This is a genomic window from Streptomyces zinciresistens K42 (assembly GCF_000225525.1).
In the GTDB taxonomy this organism is placed as follows: Bacteria; Actinomycetota; Actinomycetes; order Streptomycetales; family Streptomycetaceae; genus Streptomyces; species Streptomyces zinciresistens.
This window is the reverse complement of record NZ_AGBF01000015.1, coordinates 38,611-59,434: the sequence shown is the minus strand read 5'-3', so window position 1 is coordinate 59,434 and position 20,824 is coordinate 38,611. Positions and strand designations below refer to the sequence as shown.

Here is a 20,824-nt window from a genome sequence, read left to right as displayed (position 1 = left end):
GTACATCCGGTACGAGGACGATCCGGCCGCACGCCGATGCACCGCACCAGACGTCGCGAGGCCGCCCTTCGGGCGACGACGGGGAACTCCAGACAGGACCTAGGCGGCCTCGTCCAGGCCCGTGTCCAGGCCGGTCGTCAGGCCGGTCTCCAGCTCGGAGAGCAGCGGTCCGCCGCGGTCGGCCTGCTCGCGGCGCGGGCAGGAGCCCCTGCCCAGCAGCGCCTGGATCCGGCGCACGCACGATCCGCAGTCGGTGCCGGCCTTGCAGGCGGAGGCGATCTGGCGGGGCGTGCCGGCGCCGTCGGCCGCATGCTGCTTGACCTGCTGCTCGGTGACACCGAAGCAACTGCAGATGTACACGCGGCCCACCTCCCGCCGGGTTGGAAGTCGTGCCGTCCCGATTGATCGGTGAGGCTAACCTAACCTTACCCGGCGCGCGGGAGCCGCAAAAGCGGCGTGGGGCGCGGATCGCATGTGATCCGCGCCCCACCCGGCGTTTCGCTCGCGGCCGGCTCCGCTACTGGTCCCGGTACATCTCCGCGACCAGGAACGCCAGGTCGAGCGACTGGCTGCGGTTGAGGCGCGGGTCGCAGGCCGTCTCGTAGCGCTGGTGCAGATCGTCGACGAAGATCTCGTCGCCGCCGCCCACGCACTCGGTGACGTCGTCACCGGTGAGCTCGACGTGGATGCCGCCCGGGTGGGTGCCCAGCGACTTGTGGACCTCGAAGAAGCCCTTGACCTCGTCCAGCACGTCGTCGAAGCGGCGGGTCTTGTGGCCCGAGGCCGCCTCGAAGGTGTTGCCGTGCATGGGGTCGGTCACCCAGGCCACGGTGGCGCCGGAGGCGGTGACCTTCTCGACCAGCTCCGGGAGGTGGTCCCGGATCTTGTCGGCGCCCATGCGGACGATGAAGGTCAGCCGGCCCGGCTCGCGGTCCGGGTCCAGGCGGTCGATGTAGCGCAGCGCCTCCTCGGCCGTCGTCGTCGGGCCGAGCTTGATGCCGATGGGGTTGCTGATCCTGGAGGCGAACTCGATGTGCGCGCCGTCCATCTGCCGGGTGCGCTCGCCGATCCACACCATGTGCCCGGAGACGTCGTACAGCCGGCCGGTCCGGGAGTCGACCCGGGTCAGCGCCGACTCGTAGGCGAGCAGCAGCGCCTCGTGCGAGGCGTAGAACTCGACCGTCCTGAACTCCTCCGGGTCGGCCCCGCAGGCGTGCATGAAGTGGAGGGCGTTGTCGATCTCGCGCGCCAGCTGCTCGTAGCGCTGGCCGGACGGCGACGACTTCACGAAGTCCTGGTTCCAGGCGTGCACCTGGCGCAGGTCGGCGTAGCCGCCGGTGGTGAAGGCGCGCACCAGGTTGAGCGTGGAGGCGGAGGCGTTGTACATCCGCTTCAGGCGCTCGGGGTCCGGGACGCGGGCGGCCTCGGTGAAGTCGAAGCCGTTGACGGAGTCGCCGCGGTAGGTCGGCAGGGTGACGCCGTCGCGGGTCTCGGTCGGCTTGGAGCGCGGCTTGGAGTACTGGCCGGCGATCCGGCCGACCTTCACGACCGGCACCGAGGCGGCGTACGTCAGCACGGCGCCCATCTGGAGCAGGGTCTTGAGCTTGTTGCGGATGTGGTCGGCGGACACCGCGTCGAACGCCTCGGCGCAGTCGCCGCCCTGGAGGAGGAACGCCTCTCCCTTGGCGACGGCCGCCAACCGGGCGCGCAGCTGGTCGCACTCGCCCGCGAAGACGAGCGGCGGATACGACTCGAGGTCCGCAACGACTGCGCGCAGAGCCTCGGTGTCGGGGTACTCGGGCTGCTGCGCCGCGGGCAGGTCTCGCCAGGTGTTGCCAGCGCCGGCGCTGGTCTTAGCGTTCACGGTCACGGCCCCAACATTACGGGGTCGGGTCGGGCGCTCCGGCCCATGCCCAGCAATTGAGACACGGGGTACACCCCTCGGACATGGGGTAGGGTGCGTCGCATGTTCGCGCACTCGACCAGGAACTGGTGGTGGACCGCTCATCCGGCGGCCCACTGACTGCGCGTACGTCACGACTTCGCGAAGGCCGCCCCAGGGGCGGCCTTCGGCGTTTCACGGGTCCGTCCCTCCCCACCGCGTACCTCCCGGTACCACTGAGAAGGAGTACGGATCCATGAACCTGCTCGGCCTGCCGGACGACCCCCGTCCGTTCGCCCTGCTGCGCCGCCGCACACCCGGCCACGACCACGACACGGTCGAGGTGCTGCTCGGGCCGGTCCACGACGTGGAGCGGCTCGCGGACCTGCCGGACGAGGGGCTGGCGCTGATCCCCTTCCGCCAGATCCGCGAGCGCGGCTTCGACGTGCGGGACGACGGCACTCCCCTGTCGGTGCTGGTGCCGCGGGAGTCCTTCGCCGTACCGCTCGCCGAGGCGCTGGAGCAGCTCCCCGGGCACGAGGTCCGGGTCCGGGCGGGCGGCTTCGACGTCGGCGACGAGGAGTACGCCGGGATCGTCGACCGGGTGCTGCGCGAGGAGATCGGGCGCGGCGAGGGCGCGAACTTCGTGATCCGGCGGACGTACGAGGGATCGGTGGAGGGGTTCTCGCGGGCCGACGCGCTGGCGCTGTTCCGCCGGCTGCTGGAGGGCGAGCGGGGCGCGTACTGGACGTTCGTCGTGCACACCGGGGAGCGGACGCTGGTCGGGGCGAGCCCGGAGGCCCATGTGCGGATGTCCGGCGGCACGGTCGTGATGAACCCGATCAGCGGGACGTACCGCTACCCCGAGGACGGGCCGACGCCGGAGCATCTGCTCGGCTTCCTCGCCGACGGCAAGGAGATCGAGGAGCTGTCGATGGTCGTCGACGAGGAGCTCAAGATGATGTGCACGGTCGGCGACAGGGGCGGGGTGGTGGTGGGGCCCCGGCTGAAGGAGATGGCCCACCTCGCGCACACCGAGTACGAGCTGCGCGGCAGGTCCTCCCTGGACGTGCGGGAGGTGCTGCGGGAGACCATGTTCGCGGCGACGGTCACCGGCTCGCCCGTGCAGAACGCCTGCCGGGTCGTCGAGCGGCACGAGAGCGGCGGGCGCGGCTACTACGCCGGTGCCCTGGCACTGCTCGGGCGGGACTCCGGCGGGGCACCGACCCTCGACTCCCCCATCCTCATCCGCACCGCCGACATCGACGCCGACGGCGGGCTGCGGGTGCCGGTGGGCGCCACGCTCGTACGCGGGTCGGACCCGGCGGGCGAGGTCGCCGAGACCCACGCGAAGGCGGCGGGCGTGCTCGCGGCCCTGGGGGTGCGGCCGGGGCGGCCCCGCGCGGAGCACACGCGCGTGCGTCTCGCCGACGACCCGCGTGTGCGTGCCGCGCTCGACGGCCGGCGCGGCGCGCTGGCGCCCTTCTGGCTGCGGATGCAGGAGCGGGCCGCCCGCCTCACCGGGCACGCCCTGGTCGTCGACGCCGAGGACACCTTCACCGCGATGCTGGCGCACATGCTGCGCTCGGGCGGCCTGGAGGTGAGCGTGCGGCGCCACGACGATCCGGGGCTGCGCCGGGCGGTGCGCGCGCACGAGGGGCCGCTCGTGCTGGGCCCCGGGCCCGGTGACCCGGGCGACCTCACCGACCCCAGGATGCGCTTCCTGCGCGGGCTGACGGCCGACGTGCTGCGCGGCCACCGGCACGGCGTCCTGGGTGTCTGCCTCGGGCACGAGCTGATCGCGGCCGAGCTGGGGCTGGACATCGTGCGCAAGGAGGTGCCGTTCCAGGGCGCGCAGAGCACGGTCGACCTGTTCGGGCGGGCCGAGACGGTCGGCTTCTACAACAGCTTCGTGGCGCGCTGCGACGACGAGGCGGACCGGGAACTCGCCGCGCACGGCGTCGAGGTCGGCCGGGCGGCGAACGGGGAGGTGCACGCCCTGCGCGGGCCCGGGTTCGCCGGGGTGCAGTTCCATCCGGAGTCGGTGCTGTCCCTGAACGGCGCCGGCGTGGTGCGGGAGCTGATCGCGCACGCGCGCGACACGAGCGCGTACGCGCAGCGGCGGCCCGCCCGGTAGCCGAGGCAGGGCTCGGCGTGGTCCCGGCGGCGGGGGCCGCGTCCGCTCGCGTGGGCACGGGCCGTGGGCACGGTCCGTGCCCACGGGCCGCCGGACGGCGCGGCGTCCGGCGGCGGGTGTCCGGCGGCGGGCGGCGGGCGGGCTCAGCCGAAGAAGACCCCCACCTCCTCGTACAGCTTCGGATCGACCGTCTTCAGCCTGGCGGTGGCGTCCGCGATGGGCACGCGGACGATGTCGGTGCCGCGCAGGGCGACCATCTTGCCGAAGTCGCCGTCCCGGACGGCCTCGATGGCGTGCAGCCCGAAGCGGGTGGCGAGCCAGCGGTCGAAGGCGCTCGGGGTGCCGCCGCGCTGGACATGGCCGAGGACGGTCGTACGGGCCTCCTTGCCGGTGCGCCGCTCGATCTCCTTGGCCAGCCACTCGCCGACGCCGGAGAGCCGGACGTGCCCGAAGGAGTCGAGCGACTCGTCCTTGAGGACCATGTCGCCGTCGCTCGGCATGGCGCCCTCGGCGACGACCACGATGGGGGCGTAGGACGCCTTGAAACGCGAGGTCACCCAGGCGCACACCCGGTCGACGTCGAAGCGCTGTTCGGGGATGAGGATGGCGTTGGCGCCGCCGGCGAGGCCCGAGTGGATGGCGATCCAGCCCGCGTGACGGCCCATCACCTCGACGACGAGGACCCGCATGTGGGACTCGGCGGTGGTGTGCAGCCGGTCGATGGCCTCCGTCGCGATGCCGACGGCGGTGTCGAAGCCGAAGGTGTAGTCGGTGGCGGACAGGTCGTTGTCGATGGTCTTCGGCACGCCCACGCAGGGCACGCCGTACTCGTCGGACAGCCGGGTGGCCACACCGAGGGTGTCCTCGCCGCCGATGGCGATGAGCGCCTCGACCTCCTGCTTGGCGAGGTTGTCCTTGATGCGGCGGATGCCGTCCTCCTGCTTGAGCGGGTTGGTGCGCGAGGAGCCGAGGATGGTGCCGCCGCGCGGCAGGATGCCGCGCACGGCGGGGATGTCGAGACGGACGGTGTCGTTCTCGAGCGGACCCCGCCAGCCGTCCCGGAAGCCCACGAAGTCGTAGCCGTACTCCTGTACGCCCTTGCGGACGACGGCCCGGATGACGGCGTTGAGACCGGGGCAGTCGCCGCCTCCGGTCAGTACTCCGACCCGCATGGAAAAGTCCCTTCGCCGCGGTTGCCTGGTCGAGGCCACGCTAATGGTGAGCCATGTCACACAGCGATGGGTCGGACCGGCAATTCCGGTGAACGGCCGGGGTCTGCGGTTGACGCGCCGTCAATGCGGCGCGGGGCATCACTCGTCGTCGAGGCCGCGCTCGATCGCGTAGCGCACCAGCTCCACGCGGTTGTGCAGCTGGAGCTTGCCCAGGGTGTTCTGGACGTGGTTCTGGACCGTGCGGTGGGAGATGACCAGGCGTTCGGCGATCTGCTTGTAGCTCAGGCCCTTGGCGACCAGCCGCAGCACCTCGGTCTCGCGGTCGGTGAGCTGCGGGGCCCTCGGCCGGCCGGCCTCCGGGGCCGCCGGCACCGGCTCGGCGGCGAGGCGGCGGTACTCGCCGAGGACCAGGCCGGCCAGGCCCGGGGTGAACACCGGGTCGCCGACGGCGGTCCTGCGCACCGCGTCCAGCAGTTCCTCCGTGGAGGCAGACTTCAGCAGATAGCCGGTCGCCCCGGACTTCACCGCCTCCAGGACGTCGGCGTGCTCGCCGCTCGCGGACAGCACCAGGACGCGCAGCGCCGGGTTGTGGCCGACGAGTTCCTTGCAGACCTGGACGCCGGGCTTGGCGGGCAGGTTGAGGTCGAGGACCAGGACGTCGGGGGCGGCGGCGCGGGCGCGGCGCACGGCCTGCTCGCCGTCGCCGGCCGTGGCGACCACCTCGAAGCCGGACTCGGCCAGGTCGCGCGCGACCGCGTCGCGCCACATCGGGTGGTCGTCGACCACCATGACCCTGATCGCCCCGCCCTCGGTGATCGCCCCGCCCTCGGTGTCCGTCATCGCCGCTCCGCCTTCCCCCGTGGGGCGCTGTCCGCCTTCGGTACCTTCAGTTCCACTTCGGTGCCCTGCCCCGGCACCGAGATCAGCTCGGCGCTGCCGCCGAGGTCGCGCAGCCGTCCCCGGATCGACAGCGCGACGCCGAGCCGGCCCTCGCCCTCGGCCTGCGCGAGGCGGCCCTCGGGGATGCCGGGGCCGTCGTCCCGGACGGTGACGATCACCTGGCCGGGCTCGTCCTCGACGAGGATCCACGCGCGCGCGTCCGCCCCCGCGTGCGCGCGGACGTTGTCCAGGGCGGCGCCCACGGCGGCCGCCAGCTCCCGGGCGGCCGGCTCCGCCAGCGTCACCGGGGCGCCGGGCTCGGCGAAGCCGACCCGCGCCCCGGCGTACGGGGCGAGCAGGGCGCGCAGGTCGACGGGCCCGGAGGCGTCCTCCGGCTCGTCCACGGCCCGTACGGCGGCCCCCCGCGCGCTGTCCTCGGACACCCGGGAGGGCGGGACGAGGCCGCCGGAGACCAGGGTGCGCAGCGCCACCTCCTGCTCGCCCGCCATCCGGCCCAGTGCGGCGGCCTCACCGCCGAGGACGGTGCCGCGCCGCTGGACCATCGCCAGTACCTGCAGGACGCCGTCGTGGATGTCCCGGGCGAGCCGCTCGCGTTCGCGGGTGGCCGCCTCGATCTCCAGGGCGCGGGCCAGGGTGCGCTCGGAGGCGCGGGCGACCTCGACGACGTAGCCGATGGCGATGGAGGCGATCCAGACCAGCAGCACCGCGTGGACGGTGTCGCGGGTCGGCACCCCGGAGCGCTCGACCAGGTTGGCCGCGGCGACCAGCGTGGAGGCGAAGGCGGCCCAGCGCCAGCCGCCCTTGATCGCGAAGGCCAGCACGGCGCCCGCGGTCCAGATCGACGGCAGGGTGGGGGCGCCGTCCTCGATGCGCGCGGCGGTGTCGGCGAGCGGGGTGAGCAGGATGCCGGTCAGCGCGATGGTGAGGTCCACCGCGAGGAAGCGCTTGGTGCAGTGGGCCGCGCCGGACACCTTGCGGAGCGTGGCCAGGGTCCACACGCCCAGGAGCGCGTAGTAGGAGACGGCCACCCAGGGGCGGGCGAACTGGTCGTGGGCGCTGGCGAAGAGCCCGGTCGCGTACACCATGGTCAGCACCCGGTACCCGGCGAGCGCGCGCCACAGCGGCTGCTCGACGGACATCCTCATGACCCGCTCACGCCCGGCCATGCCCCCACCCCCCTTTGTCCGGCCGGGCCTTCACCGGCCCGGACCGCCCTGTCCGGTCCCGTGACCGGAGAGGTGCACAGCTCTAGGCGCCGCCGCGCTCCTCGTCGGCCTTCCTCGTCTTCTTGGCCTGTTCCTTCTCCGCCTTGGCCGCCTCCGCGAGCTGCCGCTTGGCGGCGGTCGCGTACATGTCGACGTACTCCTGGCCGGAGAGCTTCATGATCTCGTACATGACCTCGTCGGTCACCGCCCGCAGCACGAAGCGGTCGTGCTCCATGCCCTGGTAGCGGGTGAAGTCCAGCGGCTTCCCGATCCGGATGCCGGGCCGCATGAGCTTGGGCACGACCTGGCCGGGCGGCTGGATCTTCTCCGTGTCGATCATGGCGACGGGGAGGACCGGCGCCCCGGTGGCGAGCGCCACGCGCGCGAGGCCGCCGGGCTTGCCCCGGTAGAGCCGGCCGTCGGGCGAGCGCGTGCCCTCCGGGTAGATGCCGAACAACTCGCCGCGCTCCAGCACCTCTATCCCGCTCCTGATCGCGGCCTCCCCCGCGCCGCGCCCTCCCGAGCGGTCCACGGGCAGCTGGCCGACCCCCTTGAAGAAGGCCGCCGTCAGCCTGCCCTTGACCCCCGGGGTGGTGAAGTACTCGGCCTTCGCGATGAAGGTCACCTTGCGGTCGAGGACCGCGGGCAGGAAGAACGAGTCGGAGAAGGAGAGGTGATTGCTCGCCAGGATCGCCGCACCCTCGTCGGGCACGTTCTCCAGACCCTCCACCCAGGGCCGGAAAGCGACCTTGAGCGGTCCCCCGATGGCCACCTTCATCGCGCCGTACAACAACCGAGTGCCTCCTGTGTCTGTCGGTCAGACCTTAACCCGGGGCGCTGTCGAAGGACCCTGCGGCCCTGGTCGGTGTCAGTGCGGTCGCGTACGGTGAAGCACACCCGGCTGCACTCCGGGCCGTCCGCGTCGTCTGCGTCGTCCGCGTCATCCGCGTCATCCACGTCATCCACGTCGTCCCTCTCCTGACGGGAGCCCGTAAGGTGCCGGTCCTTCCTGGAGCCGAGCCGTACCGCCGCGAGGGCGGAGGGGTCGGGGTCCTGCTCTGCCACGGCTTCACCGGTTCCCCGCAGTCGCTGCGCCCCTGGGCACAGCGGCTGGCCGAGCGCGGGCTGACCGTCGCGCTCCCGCTGCTGCCCGGTCACGGCACCCGCTGGCAGGACCTGCAGATCACCGGCTGGCAGGACTGGTACGCGGAGGTGGACCGCGAGCTGCGCGCCCTGCGCGAGCGCTGCGACCAGGTGTTCGCGGCCGGACTGTCGATGGGCGGCGCCCTGGCCCTGCGGCTCGCCGCCAAGCACGGGCAGGAGGTGGCCGGCGTACTGGTCGTCAACCCGGCGAACCAGGTGCACGGCCTGCTCGCGCGCACCCTCCCGGTCTCCCGGCACCTCGTGCGCACGGTGCCGGGGATCACCGGTGACATCGCCAAGGAGGGCGCGGTCGAGGTCGGTTACGACCGGGTGCCGCTGCACGCGGCCCACTCGCTGCGGACGTTCTTGCGCCAGGTCGACGGCGATCTGCCCCAGGTCACCCAGCCGCTGCTGCTGATGCGCAGCCGGCAGGACCGCACGGTGCCCGCCGCGGACTCGGCCCGCGTCCTGAGCCGGGTGTCGTCCACGGACGTGACGGAGGTCGTCCTGGAACACAGCCGTCATGTGGCGACGTTGGACCATGACGCGGACCGGATCGTCGAGGAGAGCCTCGGATTCATCGACCGGATCGCGACCGGCGACGGCGAGGAAGGGACGACAGGTGGCTGAGCACGACTCCGACCGCGAGAGGCGTGAGGACGGCGAGCCCGACGAGCAGCATGTCCCGTTCGACGAGGACGCCGCCTGGGCCGCGATCGTCGCGGGGTACGGCACCGAGCCGACGGACCCGCCCGGCACCAAGCCGTTCAAGTCGGTCGAGGACCTGGCCCTGCTCGAAACCGGTACGAACGACCAGGCGGGCGGAGTGCCGGACGCCGCGCCGGCGGCCGAGCGGACCGAGTCGGGCGAGACGCGCACGAAGGACGACGAGCCCGGCGCGGGCGAACCCCCCGTGCCGCTGGGCGCGTCCGTCGCCTTCGCCCCCGGGATCGGGCCGCGCGACTACTCCGTGGCCGAGCCGTCCGAGGACGACTTCGAGACCGACGACGAGGGCCACTTCGTCCCGCCGGAGCCGCCCCCGCTGCCCGCCGCCGACGCGACCGCCAAGTTCGCCTGGCTCGCGGTGGTCGGCGGGCCGGTGCTGCTGCTGATCGCCGTCCTGCTCGGCTGGGAGATGACGTGGTGGCTCACCACGCTCGGCATCGGCGGCTTCATCGGCGGCTTCGCCACGCTGGTGATGCGGATGAAGGCGGACGACGAGGACGACGGCGACCCGGGCCGGGGAGCCGTCGTCTAGCCAGTGCCGGGGCAGGCCGCGTCCGCCCCGGTGCGCGCGGCCCGGACGGCCGGACCGCCTGGCACCGTGCGCCTGCACCGCGGCCCTAGGACGCGGGGATCTTGAGCGCGGCCAGCACCGGGAGGTGGTCCGTGCCCGCGCTCAGGTCCGCCTCGCTCACCCCGGGCAGGCCCGCCGGGACGCCGCAGCCCAGCACCTCGACGCCCTCGGTCGCGAGGACCGCGTCGATACGGCGGTGGGGCGCGTCGCCGATCCAGGTGTCCTCCGCGCCCCAGGGGGCCACGGCCCAGCAGTCCTGGAGGGTCTCGGTGAGACGGCCGAAGGCCCGCCCCTCGGGACGTTCGTTGAGGTCGCCGCCCGCGACGGCGTGCGGAACGCCGAGCCCGGCGAGCCGGTCGAGCAACATGCCCGCCTGCGCGTACCGTTCTTCGCGGTCCAGGGAGAGATGACAGCTCAGCACGCCGAGCCGGGCGCCGCCGAAGCGGACCACCGCCGTGGCGAAACCGCGCCGGTGCAGCCCCGGGGTGAGCGGCAGCAGGACGTCCTCGGTCCGCTCCACCCTCGCCCTGAGCCCGCACAGGATCGCGGGCCCGGCGGCCGGGGCGCCGCCCGTGAGGATCACGAGGTCGGCGGCGCGGGCCAGCCGGGCGAGTTTCTTGCGCCAGCGGAAGAAGCGGGGGGCTTCCTGGATGAGGACCAGGTCGGGCTCGCAGGCGGAGATCACGCGGGCGAGGGCGTCGGTGTCGTCGCGCAGGGAGCGGACGTTGTAGCTCAGGACGCGTACGAGGGCTGAACCGTCGGGGTCGGTGCGGGACTCAGGGAGCGGCGCCATGTGGATCAATGTACGCCGCGCGGCACGGGGCGCGAGGGCTGGCGCGACCGCCGGTTGCTCGTGGCTCGTCGCGCAGTCCCGCGCCCCTCCGGGGTCACCCGGCGGTCGCCGTCACATGATCGGGTCGGGCTCCCGGGCCAGGTCCGCCGCGCCCACCAGGCCCGCCTTGTTGCCGAGTTGGGCGGCGATCACCTCGGCGACCGGCCGCCAGTTGCCGCCGACCAGCCAGCGCTTGTAGGACTTGCGGATCGGGTCGAGGACCAGCTCGCCCTCGTCCGAGAGCCCGCCGCCGACGATGAACGCGGACGGGTCGAACAGGGAGGCCAGGTCGGCGAGACCGGCGCCGGCCCAGCGGGCGAGCTCACGGTAGGAGTCGACCGCGACCGGGTCGCCCTGCCGGGCCGCCACGGAGATGTGCTTGCCCTCGATGCCCTCGGGGCTGCCGTCGCCGAGGGCGAGCAGGATCTCGGCGTTCTCCGGGGTGGCGTTGGCGCGCTGCTTGGCGTAGCGCACGAGGGCGCGCCCCGAGGCGTACTGCTCCCAGCAGCCCTGGCTGCCGCAGCCGCACAGCAGGCCGTCCGGCACCATGCGGATGTGGCCGAACTCGGCGGCCACGCCGTAGTGCCCGCGGCGCAGCTTGTTGCCGATGATGATGCCGCCGCCGAGGCCGGTGCCCAGGGTGATGCAGATGACGTTGCGGTGGCCCTTGCCCGCGCCGAACCTGTACTCGCCCCACGCCGCCGCGTTGGCGTCGTTCTCCACGACGACGGGGAGGCCCACGCGGGCCTCGACCTTCTCCTTCAACGGCTCGTTGCGCCAGTCGATGTTGGGCGCGAAGTAGACCTCGGAGCGCTGGCGGTTGACGTAACCGGCCGCACCGATGCCCACGCCGACGATCTCATGGCCGGCGTGCGCCCCGTCCACCGCGGAGGCGATCGCGTCCACGATGCCCTCGGGCGTGCCCGGGGTCGGCACCGTGTGGGTCGAGAGGATGTTGCCTTCCTCGTCGACCACACCGGCCGCGATCTTCGTGCCGCCGATGTCGACGCCGATGGTGAGTCCCATGAATCCCTCAGTTTCGGTCGAGCCCCGCTACGGCCAACCGTACCCGAGGCCCTGACCGCGGGTTCCCGTCGTCCGTCCGGCGGACGCGGGCGGGCACGGGCCCTCAGTCGAGGTCGATGCGCTCGCCCGGCCCGTCGCCGTCGTCGCCGTCGCGGCGCCGGCCCGGGTCCCGCGGTCCGGTGCTCTCGCCGGTGGTCCAGCGGCGCTCCTGGTCCTGGACGGCGGAGCGGTAGGCGGCGAGGAGTTCGCCGCCGGCCGCCGCCAGGTGGTCGAAGACGCCGGGGTTGCGCTCGATGACGGGTTCGACGGCGGCCCTGGCCTGCTCCACGACCTGTTTGACGACCTGCTGGGCGGCGGGTCCCGCGACCGCGCCGAGCAGCGGGGACTGGAGGGTGGACAGCTTGTCCGCGACGGCGTCGACGAACTTGCGCAGTTCCTCGGCGGCCGAGCCGGGGGGCGTTCCGTACGCGGCGCGGCGGCGGGCCTTCTCCTCGGCGAGGTCCTCGGCGCACGCCGTCGCCCAGGCGTCGGCGTCGGTCGCCCGTGCCTCGTCGCCGGCCGGGCGCCCCGTGGCGTCGGACGGGGGGAGCTCTTCGCTCATGACGGACTCCTGACTACGGTTCGTCCCTACGACGTTACCCGAACGGGCGTACCTGCTTCACCGGCCGTGCGGCCACAGACCGGGGTCCGGCGTGAACCGGATGCGCAGCTCCGCCTCGCGCAGCGCGGCCCCGGCGACGGTGCACCGGCGCAGCACGGACGGCAGGGGCACGATACGCCGGAACTGTCCGGCTGTGAGGACGAGTTCGTCGCCGCGCCGCACGAGGTCGAGTGCGTCGCGCGCCGCGCCGGGCAGCGGGATGCGCCAGACGAGCACCCGGCCGCCGCCGTCGGCGTCGGACTCCTCGGTGACGGGCCACTCGACGGCTGACGAGGTGCCCTCGCCCAGGGGGGCGTCCAGCGCGGCGAGGTCGTCGGCGCCGCGCGGGTCCCGGCCGAGGTGGGCCACGCCGTGCACGTCGTGGCTCTCCGCCCACTCCTCCAGGACCTTGCGCTGCTGGGCGACGGGGCCGCCGAGCCAGCTGCCCGCGCCGGCCTCCGCCTCCGGCAGGACACGGCTCGCGATCAGCAGGTCGGGGCGCAGGCCGCGCAGGGCGAGGGCGAGCCGGGCGGCGCGCACGGCGTCGGCGCCGGCCGGTCCGGGCTCGGCGACCAGCCGTACGACGGTGCCCCGGTCGGCGAGGACGGCCTGCACGGCGGCGAGTTCCGTGTCCCAGCGGGCAGTGGTCTCGTACAGGCCCTCCGCGGGCAGCGGCACGCCGGCCAGCCGGCCCAGCACGGGCCGCAGCGCGCGGGCGGCCTGGCGCTCGGGCGGCAGCAGCCGGCGCAGATAGCGGCGCAGTTCCTCGGGGAGGGCGAGCAGGGCGAGGGCCTGCGGGGCGGCGGGGAGGTCGACGACGAGCAGGTCGTGCGCCTCGGCGAGGGCGGCGTCGCGCAGGGCGCGCAGCAGCGCGAGCTCGTCGGCGCCGGGCAGCGGGGTGACCTCCTCGGGGTCGAGCCGGGAGGCGCCGAGGAGGTCGAGGGCGGTGGCGGCGCGCTCCTGGAAGGCGGCGAGGTCGTCGCGGAAGCCGGTGGCGGCGTCGGGGCGCCAGGCGGTCAGCCCGGGGGCGGCCTCGGCGGGGGCCGGTCCGGTGCGCACGCCGAGCGCCGCGCCCAGGGTGTCGGTGCGGTCGGCACTCAGCACGAGGGTCCTGGTGCCTGCGGTGGCCGCCGCGAGCGCGGTGGCCGCCGCGACGGTCGTCCGGCCGGCGCCGCCGGGGCCTGTGATCAGGATGGTGCGCATAGGGGTGAACCGTAACGGACGCGGCGCCGCGGCCCGGCCCCGCGGGAGCGGGCGGGGCCGCCTGCCCGCTACCTGTCCGACTCGACCCGCTTCTTCAGGCCCGCGAGCGCCCGGTCGATGATGACCTTCTCCGCCTTGCGCTTGATCATCCCGAGCATCGGGATCTTGACGTCCACCGTCAGCCGGTAGGTGACCTCGGTGGCGGCGCCCGCCGGGGCGAGGACGTACGACCCGTCGAGCGAGCGGAGCATCTGGGACTTCACCAGCGTCCAGGACACCTCGTGCTCACCGGTCCAGGTGTACGCGAGCACCTGGTCGTCCTTGATCGCCCCGGCGTCCATGACGAGATGGACCTGCTCGGCGCGGCCCGCGTCGTCGGTCTGGAGGACCTTCGCCTCCTTCACCTCGCCGGTCCAGTCGGGGTAGCGGGCGAAGTCGGAGATCACCCCCATGACGTCGGCCGGTGCCGCCTCGATCGTGATGCTCGAGCTGGTGTGTTCCGCCATCGCCGTGGCTCCTCAGAAGCGGGCCGGTAAGAAGTCGTGGTGCGCACGCCTGCGCAGCGTGAAGGCTACCGCGCGCCCGGCCCGCCGGGCTCACCCCACCTGGGCCGACGGCGCGCAGGCGCCGCGCGGGCCCGGATCGGCCCGCCGCCGCGGCGGCGGGGGCTTCGCCGCGCGGACCCGCCGGCTCACCACTCCAGTGCCCACGGCTTCCCGGACCCGGCGAAGTGCCCGACGTTCACGCACTCGGTCGCGCCGATCCGCATCCTGCGCACGAGCGGCTGGTGGACATGGCCGAAGAGCGCGTAGCGGGGGCGGGTGCGGCGGATCGCGTCCAGCAGCGCCCGGCTGCCCCGCTCGAAGCGCCGCGCGACGGTGTCGTAGACCAGTTCCGGCACCTCCGGCGGGATGTGCGTGCACAGCACGTCGACCTCGCCGACGGCCTCGATCTTCGCGGCGTACTCCTCGTCGCCGATCTCGTACGGCGTGCGCATGGGGGTGCGCAGTCCGCCGCCGACGAAGCCGAAGACCCGGCCGCCGATCTCCACCCGCTCGCCGTCCAGCACGGTGGTGCCGGCTCCGGCGTATTCCGGCCACAGGGGCGGCATGTCGACATTGCCGTAGGTGGCGTACGTCGGTGTGGGGAACGCCGCGAACATCTCGGCGTACTGCTTGCGCACCGCCTTCTCGATCACCGCCGCCCGGTCCGAGCCGATCCCGGCCCACAGCCGGGTGCCGAGCTCGCGGGCCTCCTCGAAGCGCCGGGCGGTGCGCAGCTCGACGATGCGGTCGGCGTTCTCCACGCCGAACAGGTCGGGGAAGATGCCGCGCGAGTGGTCGGCGTAGTCCAGGAACAGCACCAGGTCGCCCAGACAGATCAGGGCGTCCGCGCCCTCACCGGCCCTGGCCAGGTCGCGGGCGTTGCCGTGGACGTCGCTGACCACGTGGACGCGCGTCCTGCGATGTCCGGTCGGTGTCGGTGCCATGACGATCAAGGGTAGGCGCGCCGGGCACCCGTGAACAGTGGCGGGCGCACCGAGGGTTACTGGCCAGTCGTCCGAGCGCTCGACTACTCTGCGCGCAGAAGGACCAATCCGTGTGACGCGGCGAACATCTCGCGGGACCCCCCTGTCGAAGAGGCCATACCGACGGGTAACGTCCGGGCAGTCCAGTCGTGCTCAGGATTTCAGCAGGTGAATCCCCGAGCACCGCCCGAGCCTTGGACCGCACCGTCGCACCGCACGACGTCGTGGCGCCGGCGCCCTATGAGGAGCAGCAGTCTTGCGCGAGTTCAGCCTTCCGGCTCTGTACGAGGTCCCCGCGGACGGGAATCTGACCGACATCGTCCGCAGAAACGCCGCGCAGCACCCCGACGTCGCCGTCATCGCCCGCAAGGCCGGCGGTACCTGGCAGGACGTGACGGCCACGGTCTTCCTCGCCGAGGTGCGCACGGCCGCGAAGGGGCTCATCGCGGCCGGGGTGCGGCCGGGCGACCGCGTCGCCCTGATGTCGCGCACCCGCTACGAGTGGACCCTGCTGGACTTCGCCATCTGGTCGGCGGGCGCGGTCACCGTCCCGGTGTACGAGACCAGTTCGCCGGAGCAGGTGCAGTGGATCCTCGGCGACTCGGGCGCGACCGCCGTGATCACGGAGCTGGACGCGCACACGGCGGCCGTGGAGTCGGTGCGCGAGGCGCTGCCCGCCCTCAAGCACGTCTGGCAGATCGAGGTCGGCGGCGTCGAGGAGCTGGGCCGGCTGGGGCAGGACGTCAGCGACGCGGCGGTCGAGGAGCGCAGCTCGCTGGCGAAGGCCGACGACCCGGCGACGATCGTCTACACCTCCGGCACCACGGGCCGCCCCAAGGGCTGCGTCCTCACCCACCGCAGCTTCTTCGCCGAGTGCGGCAACATCGTGGAACGGCTGCGCCCGCTGTTCCGCACCGGCGAGTGCTCGGTCCTGCTCTTCCTGCCGCTGGCGCACGTCTTCGGGCGCCTGGTGCAGGTCGCGCCGATGATGGCGCCGATCAAGCTGGGCACCGTCCCGGACGTCAGGAACCTCACCGACGAGCTGGCCTCCTTCCGCCCGACGCTGATCCTCGGCGTCCCGCGGGTCTTCGAGAAGGTCTACAACTCCGCGCGCGCCAAGGCGCAGGCGGACGGCAAGGGCCGGATCTTCGACCGGGCGGCGGACACGGCGATCGCCTACAGCAGGGCGCTGGACACCCCCTCCGGCCCGGCCCTCGGCCTGCGCGTCAAGCACAAGCTCTTCGACCGGCTGGTCTACGGCAAGCTGCGCGCGGTGCTCGGCGGCCGCGGCGAGTACGCCATCTCCGGCGGCGCCCCGCTGGGCGAGCGGCTCGGGCACTTCTTCCGCGGCATCGGCTTCACGGTCCTGGAGGGCTACGGCCTGACCGAGTCCTGCGCCGCCACCGCCTTCAACCCGTGGGACCGGCAGAAGATCGGCACGGTCGGCCAGCCGCTGCCCGGCTCGGTCGTGCGGATCGCGGACGACGGGGAGGTGCTGCTGCACGGCGAGCACCTGTTCAAGGAGTACTGGAACAACCCCGGCGCCACCGAGGAGGCCCTGGCCGACGGCTGGTTCCACACCGGTGACATCGGCACCCTCGACGAGGACGGCTACCTCCGCATCACCGGCCGCAAGAAGGAGATCATCGTCACGGCGGGCGGCAAGAACGTCGCGCCGGCCGTGATCGAGGACCGGATCCGGGCGCACGCGCTGGTCGCGGAGTGCATGGTGGTCGGCGACGGGCGGCCGTTCATCGGCGCGCTGGTCACCCTCGACGAGGAGTTCCTGGGCCGCTGGTGCGCCGACAACGGCAAGCCGGCGGGGTCGACCGCGGCCTCGCTGCGCGAGGACGCCGATCTGCTGGCCGCGATCCAGTCGGCGGTCGACGACGGCAACGCGGCGGTCTCCAAGGCCGAGTCGGTGCGCAGGTTCCGCGTGCTGCCCTCGCAGTTCACGGAGGACTCGGGCCATCTGACGCCGTCGCTGAAGCTCAAGCGCAACGTCGTCGCGAAGGACTTCGCGGACGAGATCGAGGCGATCTACCAGAAGTAGCGTGCCCGGCCGGTCCCCCGGGTCCGGCCGCCCGCCGCCGCCCTCACAGCAGGGTCCTGAGCCGCTCCGCCAGCAGGTCCCAGCGCCACTTCTCCTCGACCCAGGCGCGGCCCCGCTCCCCCATCGCGCGCCGCAGCGCCGCGTCGCCGAGGAGCGCGACGACCCGCTCGGCGGTGTCCTCGGCGGAGCCGCCGCGCACCACCCAGCCCGTCTCCCCGTCGAGCACCGCGTCCGGCGCCCCTCCCGAGTCCCCGGCCACCACCGGCAGCCCGGTCGCCGACGCCTCCAGGTACACGATGCCCAGCCCCTCGACGTCGAGGCCGCCGCGCCGGGTCCGGCACGGCATGGCGAAGACGTCCCCGGCGCCGTAGTGCGCGGGCAGCTCCGGCCAGGGCACCGCCCCCGTGAAGCGGACCGAGGCGGCGACACCGGTGTCCCGGGCGAGCCGGCGCAGGTCGTTCTCGTAGGGGCCGCCCCCGACGATCAGCAGCACCGCGTCCGGTTCCGCGGCGAGGATCGCCGGCAGGGCCCGGATCAGGGTGTCCTGCCCCTTGCGCGGCACGAGCCGGGACACGCACACCACGACCGGCCGGTCCGTCAGCCCGAGCCGGGCCCGCACCTCGTCGCCGCCCGAGCCCGGGTGGAAGGTCTTCTCGTCCACCCCCGGCGGCAGCTGCACCATCCGCGCGGCGGCCTCGGGAGTGAGGGCGGCGGCGATCCGCGCGCGCGTGTACTCGCCGAGGTAGGTGAGCGTGTCGGTCGCCTCCCCGATCCGCCCGAGCAGCTGCCGGGCGGCGGGCAGCTGGGCCCACCCCGCCTCGTGGCCGTGGGTGGTGGCGACCAGCCGCTCGGCGCCGGCCCTGCGCAGCGCGGGCGCCATCAGGCCGAGCGGCGCCGCCGCCCCGAACCACACCGACGTGCAGCCGTGCTCGCGCAGCAGCGCGGCCGCCCGCCGGGTCACTCCCGGCGTCGGCAGCATCATCGTCGTAGGCTCCCGTACGACGGTGAAGGGCTGCTCGGCGTCGAAGGCGGCGGTGGCCTCGGCGCCCTCGCGGCCGCGCTTCCAGGTGGAGGCGTGCACGACCACCCGCTCGGGGTCCAGGCGCAGCGCCATGTTGTGCAGGAAGGCCTGGATGCCGCCGGGACGCGGCGGGAAGTCGTTGGTCACGATCAGGGTCTTGTGCACGCCGCAGACCTTACCGAAGCGGCGGTTCGCCGCCGGTGCCCGGCCGCGCGTGTGGCAGGCGCCCGGCCGGAGGGGACATCATGGTCCCCGCGAAGGCGAGTGACGAACGGCAGGGGAACCGGTGGAGACGACGGGCGCGCGGCGGCCCCTGGCACTGCTCGTGGGCGTCTGGGGCCTGACCCGGGTGGTCCTGCTCCTGTTCGTGTTCAAGGTGTACGTCTTCCCGGGCCCCGACGTCACCACCGACGTGTCGGTGATCTACCAGGGCTGGTACGACGTCCTGCGCACCGGGACGTTCCCGGCGGAGGACGTCACCTGGCAGTACCCGCCGGCCGCGGCGCTGCCGGTCCTCGCGCCGGGGCTGGTGTGGTGGCTGGACTACCTCTCGGCCTTCCTCGTCCTCGCCTTCACCGCCGACCTTGCCGTGCTGCTGCTCCTGCTGGACGCCGCCCGGCCCCGCGGGCGCACGCTGCGCGGCGCCTGGGTCTGGGTGGCGGGCGTCCCCCTGCTGGGCCCCACCGTGTACGCGCGCTACGACGTGATGGTCACCGCCGTCGCGGTGGCCGCCCTGCTCGCGGGTGCCCGGCATCCGCGGCTGATGGGGGCGCTGACGGCGTTCGGGGCGATGCTGAAGGTGTGGCCGGTGCTGCTGCTGGTCGCGGTCCGCGCCCGCGCCGCCTGGCTGTGGGCCGCGGTGACGGCCGGGGCGCTGGCGGCGGTGTTCGCCCTGGCGATGCCGGGGGCGTTCGCGTTCCTCACCTTCCAGCGCGAGCGCGGCACCGAGGTGGAGTCGCTGGGCGGGCTGGTCCTGCACGTGGCCCGGCAGTACGGCTGGGACGGCCAGGTGCTGCTGAACTACGGCTCGGTGGAGTTCCTCGGCCCGTACGTCGACGCCGTCAGCACCGGGGCGCTGGTGCTCAGCGGCCTCGCCTTCGGCTGGCTGCTGCTGTGGCGGCTGCGGGCACGGCGGTTCCCGCCGCACACGCTCGCGGACGCCTCCCTGGTGGCGGTGCTGATGTTCGTGACGACCAGCCGGGTCATCAGTCCGCAGTACATGCTGTGGCTGGTGGGCCTCGCGGCGGTGTGCCTGTGCTTCCGGGACAGCGTGATGCGGGTCCCGGTCGCCCTGGTGCTGGTGGCGTCGTTCGTGACGGTCCTGGAGTTCCCCGTGTGGTTCGCGCACGTCGTGGCCAGCGACGCGCTGGGCGTGACCCTGCTGTTCGTGCGCAACGGCCTGCTGGTGTGCGCCACCGTCCTGGCCGCCCGCGCCCTGTGGCGCTCGACGGTCACCCCGCCCGCCGCGGTCCCGGCGGCGCCCCCGGCCGCCCGTGCCAAGGAGACGTCGCCGCCGTCCTGACGGCGGGCCGTGCCCCCGTCAGCCGAGCCGGTCGCGCAGGTAGTCGCGCCAGTCGGCGGTGAAGTCCGCCAGCGAGACGCCGAGGACGTCCTTCAGGGCGTCCTCGACCGCCCCCTCGCGGCCCTCGTGCGCGCCCACGGCCCGGTAGAACGCGGTGAGCCGGGCCTCGCCCCAGCGCTCCGCGATCATCCGGCAGGCCATCCAGCCGCTCTCGTAGGCCCGCGCCAGCCGGTTCGCGTCGCCGCCGAAGCCGAAGTCGGCGTCGGTGGGCAGGGCCTGCGGCACCCGGCCGTCCGCGAGCTCCCGGCCCAGTTCCGGGGCGGCCTCCGCGGGCGTGCGGCCGCTGCCGCGGTAGCCCGCCCAGTCGGCGTAGCCCTCGGAGAGCCACAGGGGGGTGGCGGGCGTGGTCGCGGCGCGGGTGGCGACGTGCGTGGCCTCGTGGCTGAGGACCACCTGCTTGCCGACGGAACCCAGGACGCCGTACGCCTCCGGGTTGACGATGATGCGGTCCGCGGGCGCGTTCGCGGGGGCGTCGGTCTCGCCCGTGGTGACCGCGGCGATCCCCCGGTAGGACGACTCGGGCGCGCCGAGCAGGCCCGCCATGCCGGTCAGGCTGCCCGGCACCAGCAGGACCAGGTGCCGGGGCCAGTCCGTGCCCCAGGCCCCCGACACCGCCGGTACCGCGCTGTCGGCCAGCCGCGCGAAGGCGCGCAGCCGCGCGGGGGGCTGCCCCACCCCGAGGACGAGGCTGTCCGTGCCGCGGACGGCGCCCACCTCGCCCTGGTCCCACAGCTGCTGCGCGCTGCCCTTCGCGGGCCGCTCGGAGGCGACGTACCAGCCGTCCCGGCCGTCCCGGGCCAGGTCCAGGGAGCGGCCGACCCGGACCGGGGCCCTGTCGTAGCCCTCGACGCGGTAGCGCAGTTCGGCCTGCGCGACGGCGCGGTCCCCGGTGCGGCGCACGGCGGTGACGCGGTAGGACCAGTCGGCGAGGGGCACCGCGCGCAGATTGCGGAACCGGTCCAGGGCGCCGGTGCGCAGGTACGCCGTCTCGTCGCCGTCCAGGATCGCCGCCGCGCGCCGGTCGAGGAGGCCCTGCACCTGCGCCCGGGTCCCGTCGGGGGCTGGCCCGCCGCCGCAGCCCACCAGGCCGGCGGTCAGCAGGCACAGCGCGAGCACGACCCGCGTTCCCGGAACCCGCCGTCGACCAGCCATTTCCCGATCGTACGGCGGCGGGGGCGCGGAGGTGAGGCCCGCGGCGGAGCA

The 20,824-nt window shown here is 73.9% G+C and carries 20 protein-coding genes; 6 read left to right on the top strand and 14 right to left on the bottom strand.

From position 1 onward, the window contains the following. Window positions 1-99: 99 nt before the first annotated feature. Window positions 100-360 (bottom strand): (2Fe-2S)-binding protein, encoded by a 261-nt coding sequence (locus SZN_RS07930; RefSeq protein WP_007493113.1) that lies wholly within the window; start codon window positions 358-360, stop codon window positions 100-102. 157 nt (window positions 361-517) lie between these two features. Then, window positions 518-1,870: a class II 3-deoxy-7-phosphoheptulonate synthase gene (locus SZN_RS07925; protein WP_007493111.1), complete on the bottom strand. Its 1,353-nt coding sequence runs from the start codon at window positions 1,868-1,870 to the stop codon at window positions 518-520. A 96-nt stretch (window positions 1,871-1,966) separates the two neighbouring features. Between SZN_RS07925 and SZN_RS43450 the strand changes: the two genes are divergently transcribed. Both SZN_RS43450 and SZN_RS07920 read left to right on the top strand, forming a co-directional pair. After that, window positions 1,967-2,023 carry a trp operon leader peptide gene (locus SZN_RS43450; protein ID WP_073735655.1) on the top strand — a complete coding sequence of 19 codons (57 nt, stop codon included), beginning with the start codon at window positions 1,967-1,969 and terminating at the stop codon, window positions 2,021-2,023. A 115-nt stretch (window positions 2,024-2,138) separates the two neighbouring features. Next, complete coding sequence (locus tag SZN_RS07920) at window positions 2,139-4,019, top strand: phenazine-specific anthranilate synthase component I (RefSeq protein ID WP_007493109.1); 1,881 nt, start codon at window positions 2,139-2,141, stop codon at window positions 4,017-4,019. Between the two features lie 143 nt (window positions 4,020-4,162). On the opposite strand, the gene SZN_RS07915 is transcribed toward SZN_RS07920, so the two are convergent. The 4 genes from SZN_RS07915 to SZN_RS07900 form a co-directional block, all read right to left on the bottom strand. Beyond that, a complete protein-coding gene (locus tag SZN_RS07915) occupies window positions 4,163-5,191 on the bottom strand; it encodes a 6-phosphofructokinase (protein WP_007493107.1) in 1,029 nt (342 codons plus the stop codon). A gap of 138 nt (window positions 5,192-5,329) precedes the next feature. After that, window positions 5,330-6,031, bottom strand: a complete 702-nt coding sequence (locus SZN_RS07910) for a response regulator (protein WP_007493104.1) — start codon at window positions 6,029-6,031, stop codon at window positions 5,330-5,332. Further along, on the bottom strand, window positions 6,028-7,257 hold the full coding sequence (gene macS, locus SZN_RS07905; RefSeq protein ID WP_007493102.1) for a MacS family sensor histidine kinase: 1,230 nt from the start codon (window positions 7,255-7,257) through the stop codon (window positions 6,028-6,030). Before macS ends, SZN_RS07910 begins: the two co-directional genes overlap by 4 nt. A gap of 82 nt (window positions 7,258-7,339) precedes the next feature. Beyond that, window positions 7,340-8,086, bottom strand: coding sequence for a lysophospholipid acyltransferase family protein (locus SZN_RS07900; RefSeq protein WP_078508489.1), 747 nt, complete (start codon window positions 8,084-8,086; stop codon window positions 7,340-7,342). A gap of 206 nt (window positions 8,087-8,292) precedes the next feature. Here SZN_RS07900 and SZN_RS07890 point away from each other — a divergent pair, with 206 nt between their 5' ends. Continuing rightward, entirely contained in the window at window positions 8,293-9,069 is a 777-nt protein-coding gene (locus SZN_RS07890; protein WP_007493098.1) for an alpha/beta hydrolase, read from the top strand. Beyond that, window positions 9,062-9,697, top strand: coding sequence for a hypothetical protein (locus SZN_RS07885; protein ID WP_007493096.1), 636 nt, complete (start codon window positions 9,062-9,064; stop codon window positions 9,695-9,697). The genes SZN_RS07890 and SZN_RS07885 overlap by 8 nt, the downstream gene beginning before the upstream one ends. Window positions 9,698-9,782: 85 nt before the next feature. Here the strand turns inward: SZN_RS07885 and SZN_RS07880 are convergent, their stop codons facing one another. From SZN_RS07880 to SZN_RS07855, 6 genes are all read right to left on the bottom strand, one after another. Next, a complete protein-coding gene (locus tag SZN_RS07880; protein ID WP_007493094.1) occupies window positions 9,783-10,529 on the bottom strand; it encodes an endonuclease/exonuclease/phosphatase family protein in 747 nt (248 codons plus the stop codon). A gap of 111 nt (window positions 10,530-10,640) precedes the next feature. Further along, entirely contained in the window at window positions 10,641-11,594 is a 954-nt protein-coding gene (locus SZN_RS07875; RefSeq protein WP_007493092.1) for an ROK family glucokinase, read from the bottom strand. Window positions 11,595-11,697: 103 nt separating this feature from the next. Further along, a complete protein-coding gene (locus tag SZN_RS07870) occupies window positions 11,698-12,195 on the bottom strand; it encodes a DUF5304 domain-containing protein (protein WP_007493090.1) in 498 nt (165 codons plus the stop codon). A 57-nt stretch (window positions 12,196-12,252) separates the two neighbouring features. Further along, window positions 12,253-13,437: an ArsA family ATPase gene (locus SZN_RS07865; protein WP_007493088.1), complete on the bottom strand. Its 1,185-nt coding sequence runs from the start codon at window positions 13,435-13,437 to the stop codon at window positions 12,253-12,255. Between the two features lie 68 nt (window positions 13,438-13,505). Then, window positions 13,506-13,943 carry an SRPBCC family protein gene (locus SZN_RS07860; protein WP_007493086.1) on the bottom strand — a complete coding sequence of 146 codons (438 nt, stop codon included), beginning with the start codon at window positions 13,941-13,943 and terminating at the stop codon, window positions 13,506-13,508. Between the two features lie 185 nt (window positions 13,944-14,128). Next, window positions 14,129-14,884 carry a metallophosphoesterase family protein gene (locus tag SZN_RS07855; RefSeq protein ID WP_007493084.1) on the bottom strand — a complete coding sequence of 252 codons (756 nt, stop codon included), beginning with the start codon at window positions 14,882-14,884 and terminating at the stop codon, window positions 14,129-14,131. Window positions 14,885-15,221: 337 nt separating this feature from the next. On the opposite strand from SZN_RS07855, the gene SZN_RS07850 reads away from it, so the two are divergent. Continuing rightward, window positions 15,222-17,018 (top strand): AMP-dependent synthetase/ligase, encoded by a 1,797-nt coding sequence (locus SZN_RS07850; protein ID WP_007493082.1) that lies wholly within the window; start codon window positions 15,222-15,224, stop codon window positions 17,016-17,018. 43 nt (window positions 17,019-17,061) lie between these two features. Here SZN_RS07850 and SZN_RS07845 read toward each other — a convergent pair whose 3' ends face one another. After that, window positions 17,062-18,204, bottom strand: a complete 1,143-nt coding sequence (locus tag SZN_RS07845; RefSeq protein WP_007493080.1) for a glycosyltransferase family 4 protein — start codon at window positions 18,202-18,204, stop codon at window positions 17,062-17,064. Window positions 18,205-18,325: 121 nt separating this feature from the next. Between SZN_RS07845 and SZN_RS07840 the strand changes: the two genes are divergently transcribed. After that, entirely contained in the window at window positions 18,326-19,561 is a 1,236-nt protein-coding gene (locus SZN_RS07840; protein ID WP_007493078.1) for a glycosyltransferase 87 family protein, read from the top strand. A gap of 18 nt (window positions 19,562-19,579) precedes the next feature. Here the strand turns inward: SZN_RS07840 and SZN_RS07835 are convergent, their stop codons facing one another. Beyond that, window positions 19,580-20,773 carry a hypothetical protein gene (locus SZN_RS07835; RefSeq protein WP_050815028.1) on the bottom strand — a complete coding sequence of 398 codons (1,194 nt, stop codon included), beginning with the start codon at window positions 20,771-20,773 and terminating at the stop codon, window positions 19,580-19,582. Between the last annotated feature and the right edge of the window lie 51 nt (window positions 20,774-20,824).

What these genes read in the sequence shown, in the direction of transcription:
- SZN_RS07920 (WP_007493109.1), top strand. Translation starts at nt 2,139, where the DNA reads ATGAACCTGCTCGGCCTGCCGGACGACCCCCGTCCGTTCGCCCTGCTG.
- SZN_RS07915 (WP_007493107.1), bottom strand. Translation starts at nt 5,191, where the DNA reads ATGCGGGTCGGAGTACTGACCGGAGGCGGCGACTGCCCCGGTCTCAAC.
- SZN_RS07910 (WP_007493104.1), bottom strand. Translation starts at nt 6,031, where the DNA reads ATGACGGACACCGAGGGCGGGGCGATCACCGAGGGCGGGGCGATCAGG.
- macS (WP_007493102.1), bottom strand. Translation starts at nt 7,257, where the DNA reads ATGGCCGGGCGTGAGCGGGTCATGAGGATGTCCGTCGAGCAGCCGCTG.
- SZN_RS07880 (WP_007493094.1), bottom strand. Translation starts at nt 10,529, where the DNA reads ATGGCGCCGCTCCCTGAGTCCCGCACCGACCCCGACGGTTCAGCCCTC.
- SZN_RS07875 (WP_007493092.1), bottom strand. Translation starts at nt 11,594, where the DNA reads ATGGGACTCACCATCGGCGTCGACATCGGCGGCACGAAGATCGCGGCC.
- SZN_RS07870 (WP_007493090.1), bottom strand. Translation starts at nt 12,195, where the DNA reads ATGAGCGAAGAGCTCCCCCCGTCCGACGCCACGGGGCGCCCGGCCGGC.
- SZN_RS07865 (WP_007493088.1), bottom strand. Translation starts at nt 13,437, where the DNA reads ATGCGCACCATCCTGATCACAGGCCCCGGCGGCGCCGGCCGGACGACC.
- SZN_RS07860 (WP_007493086.1), bottom strand. Translation starts at nt 13,943, where the DNA reads ATGGCGGAACACACCAGCTCGAGCATCACGATCGAGGCGGCACCGGCC.
- SZN_RS07835 (WP_050815028.1), bottom strand. Translation starts at nt 20,773, where the DNA reads ATGGCTGGTCGACGGCGGGTTCCGGGAACGCGGGTCGTGCTCGCGCTG.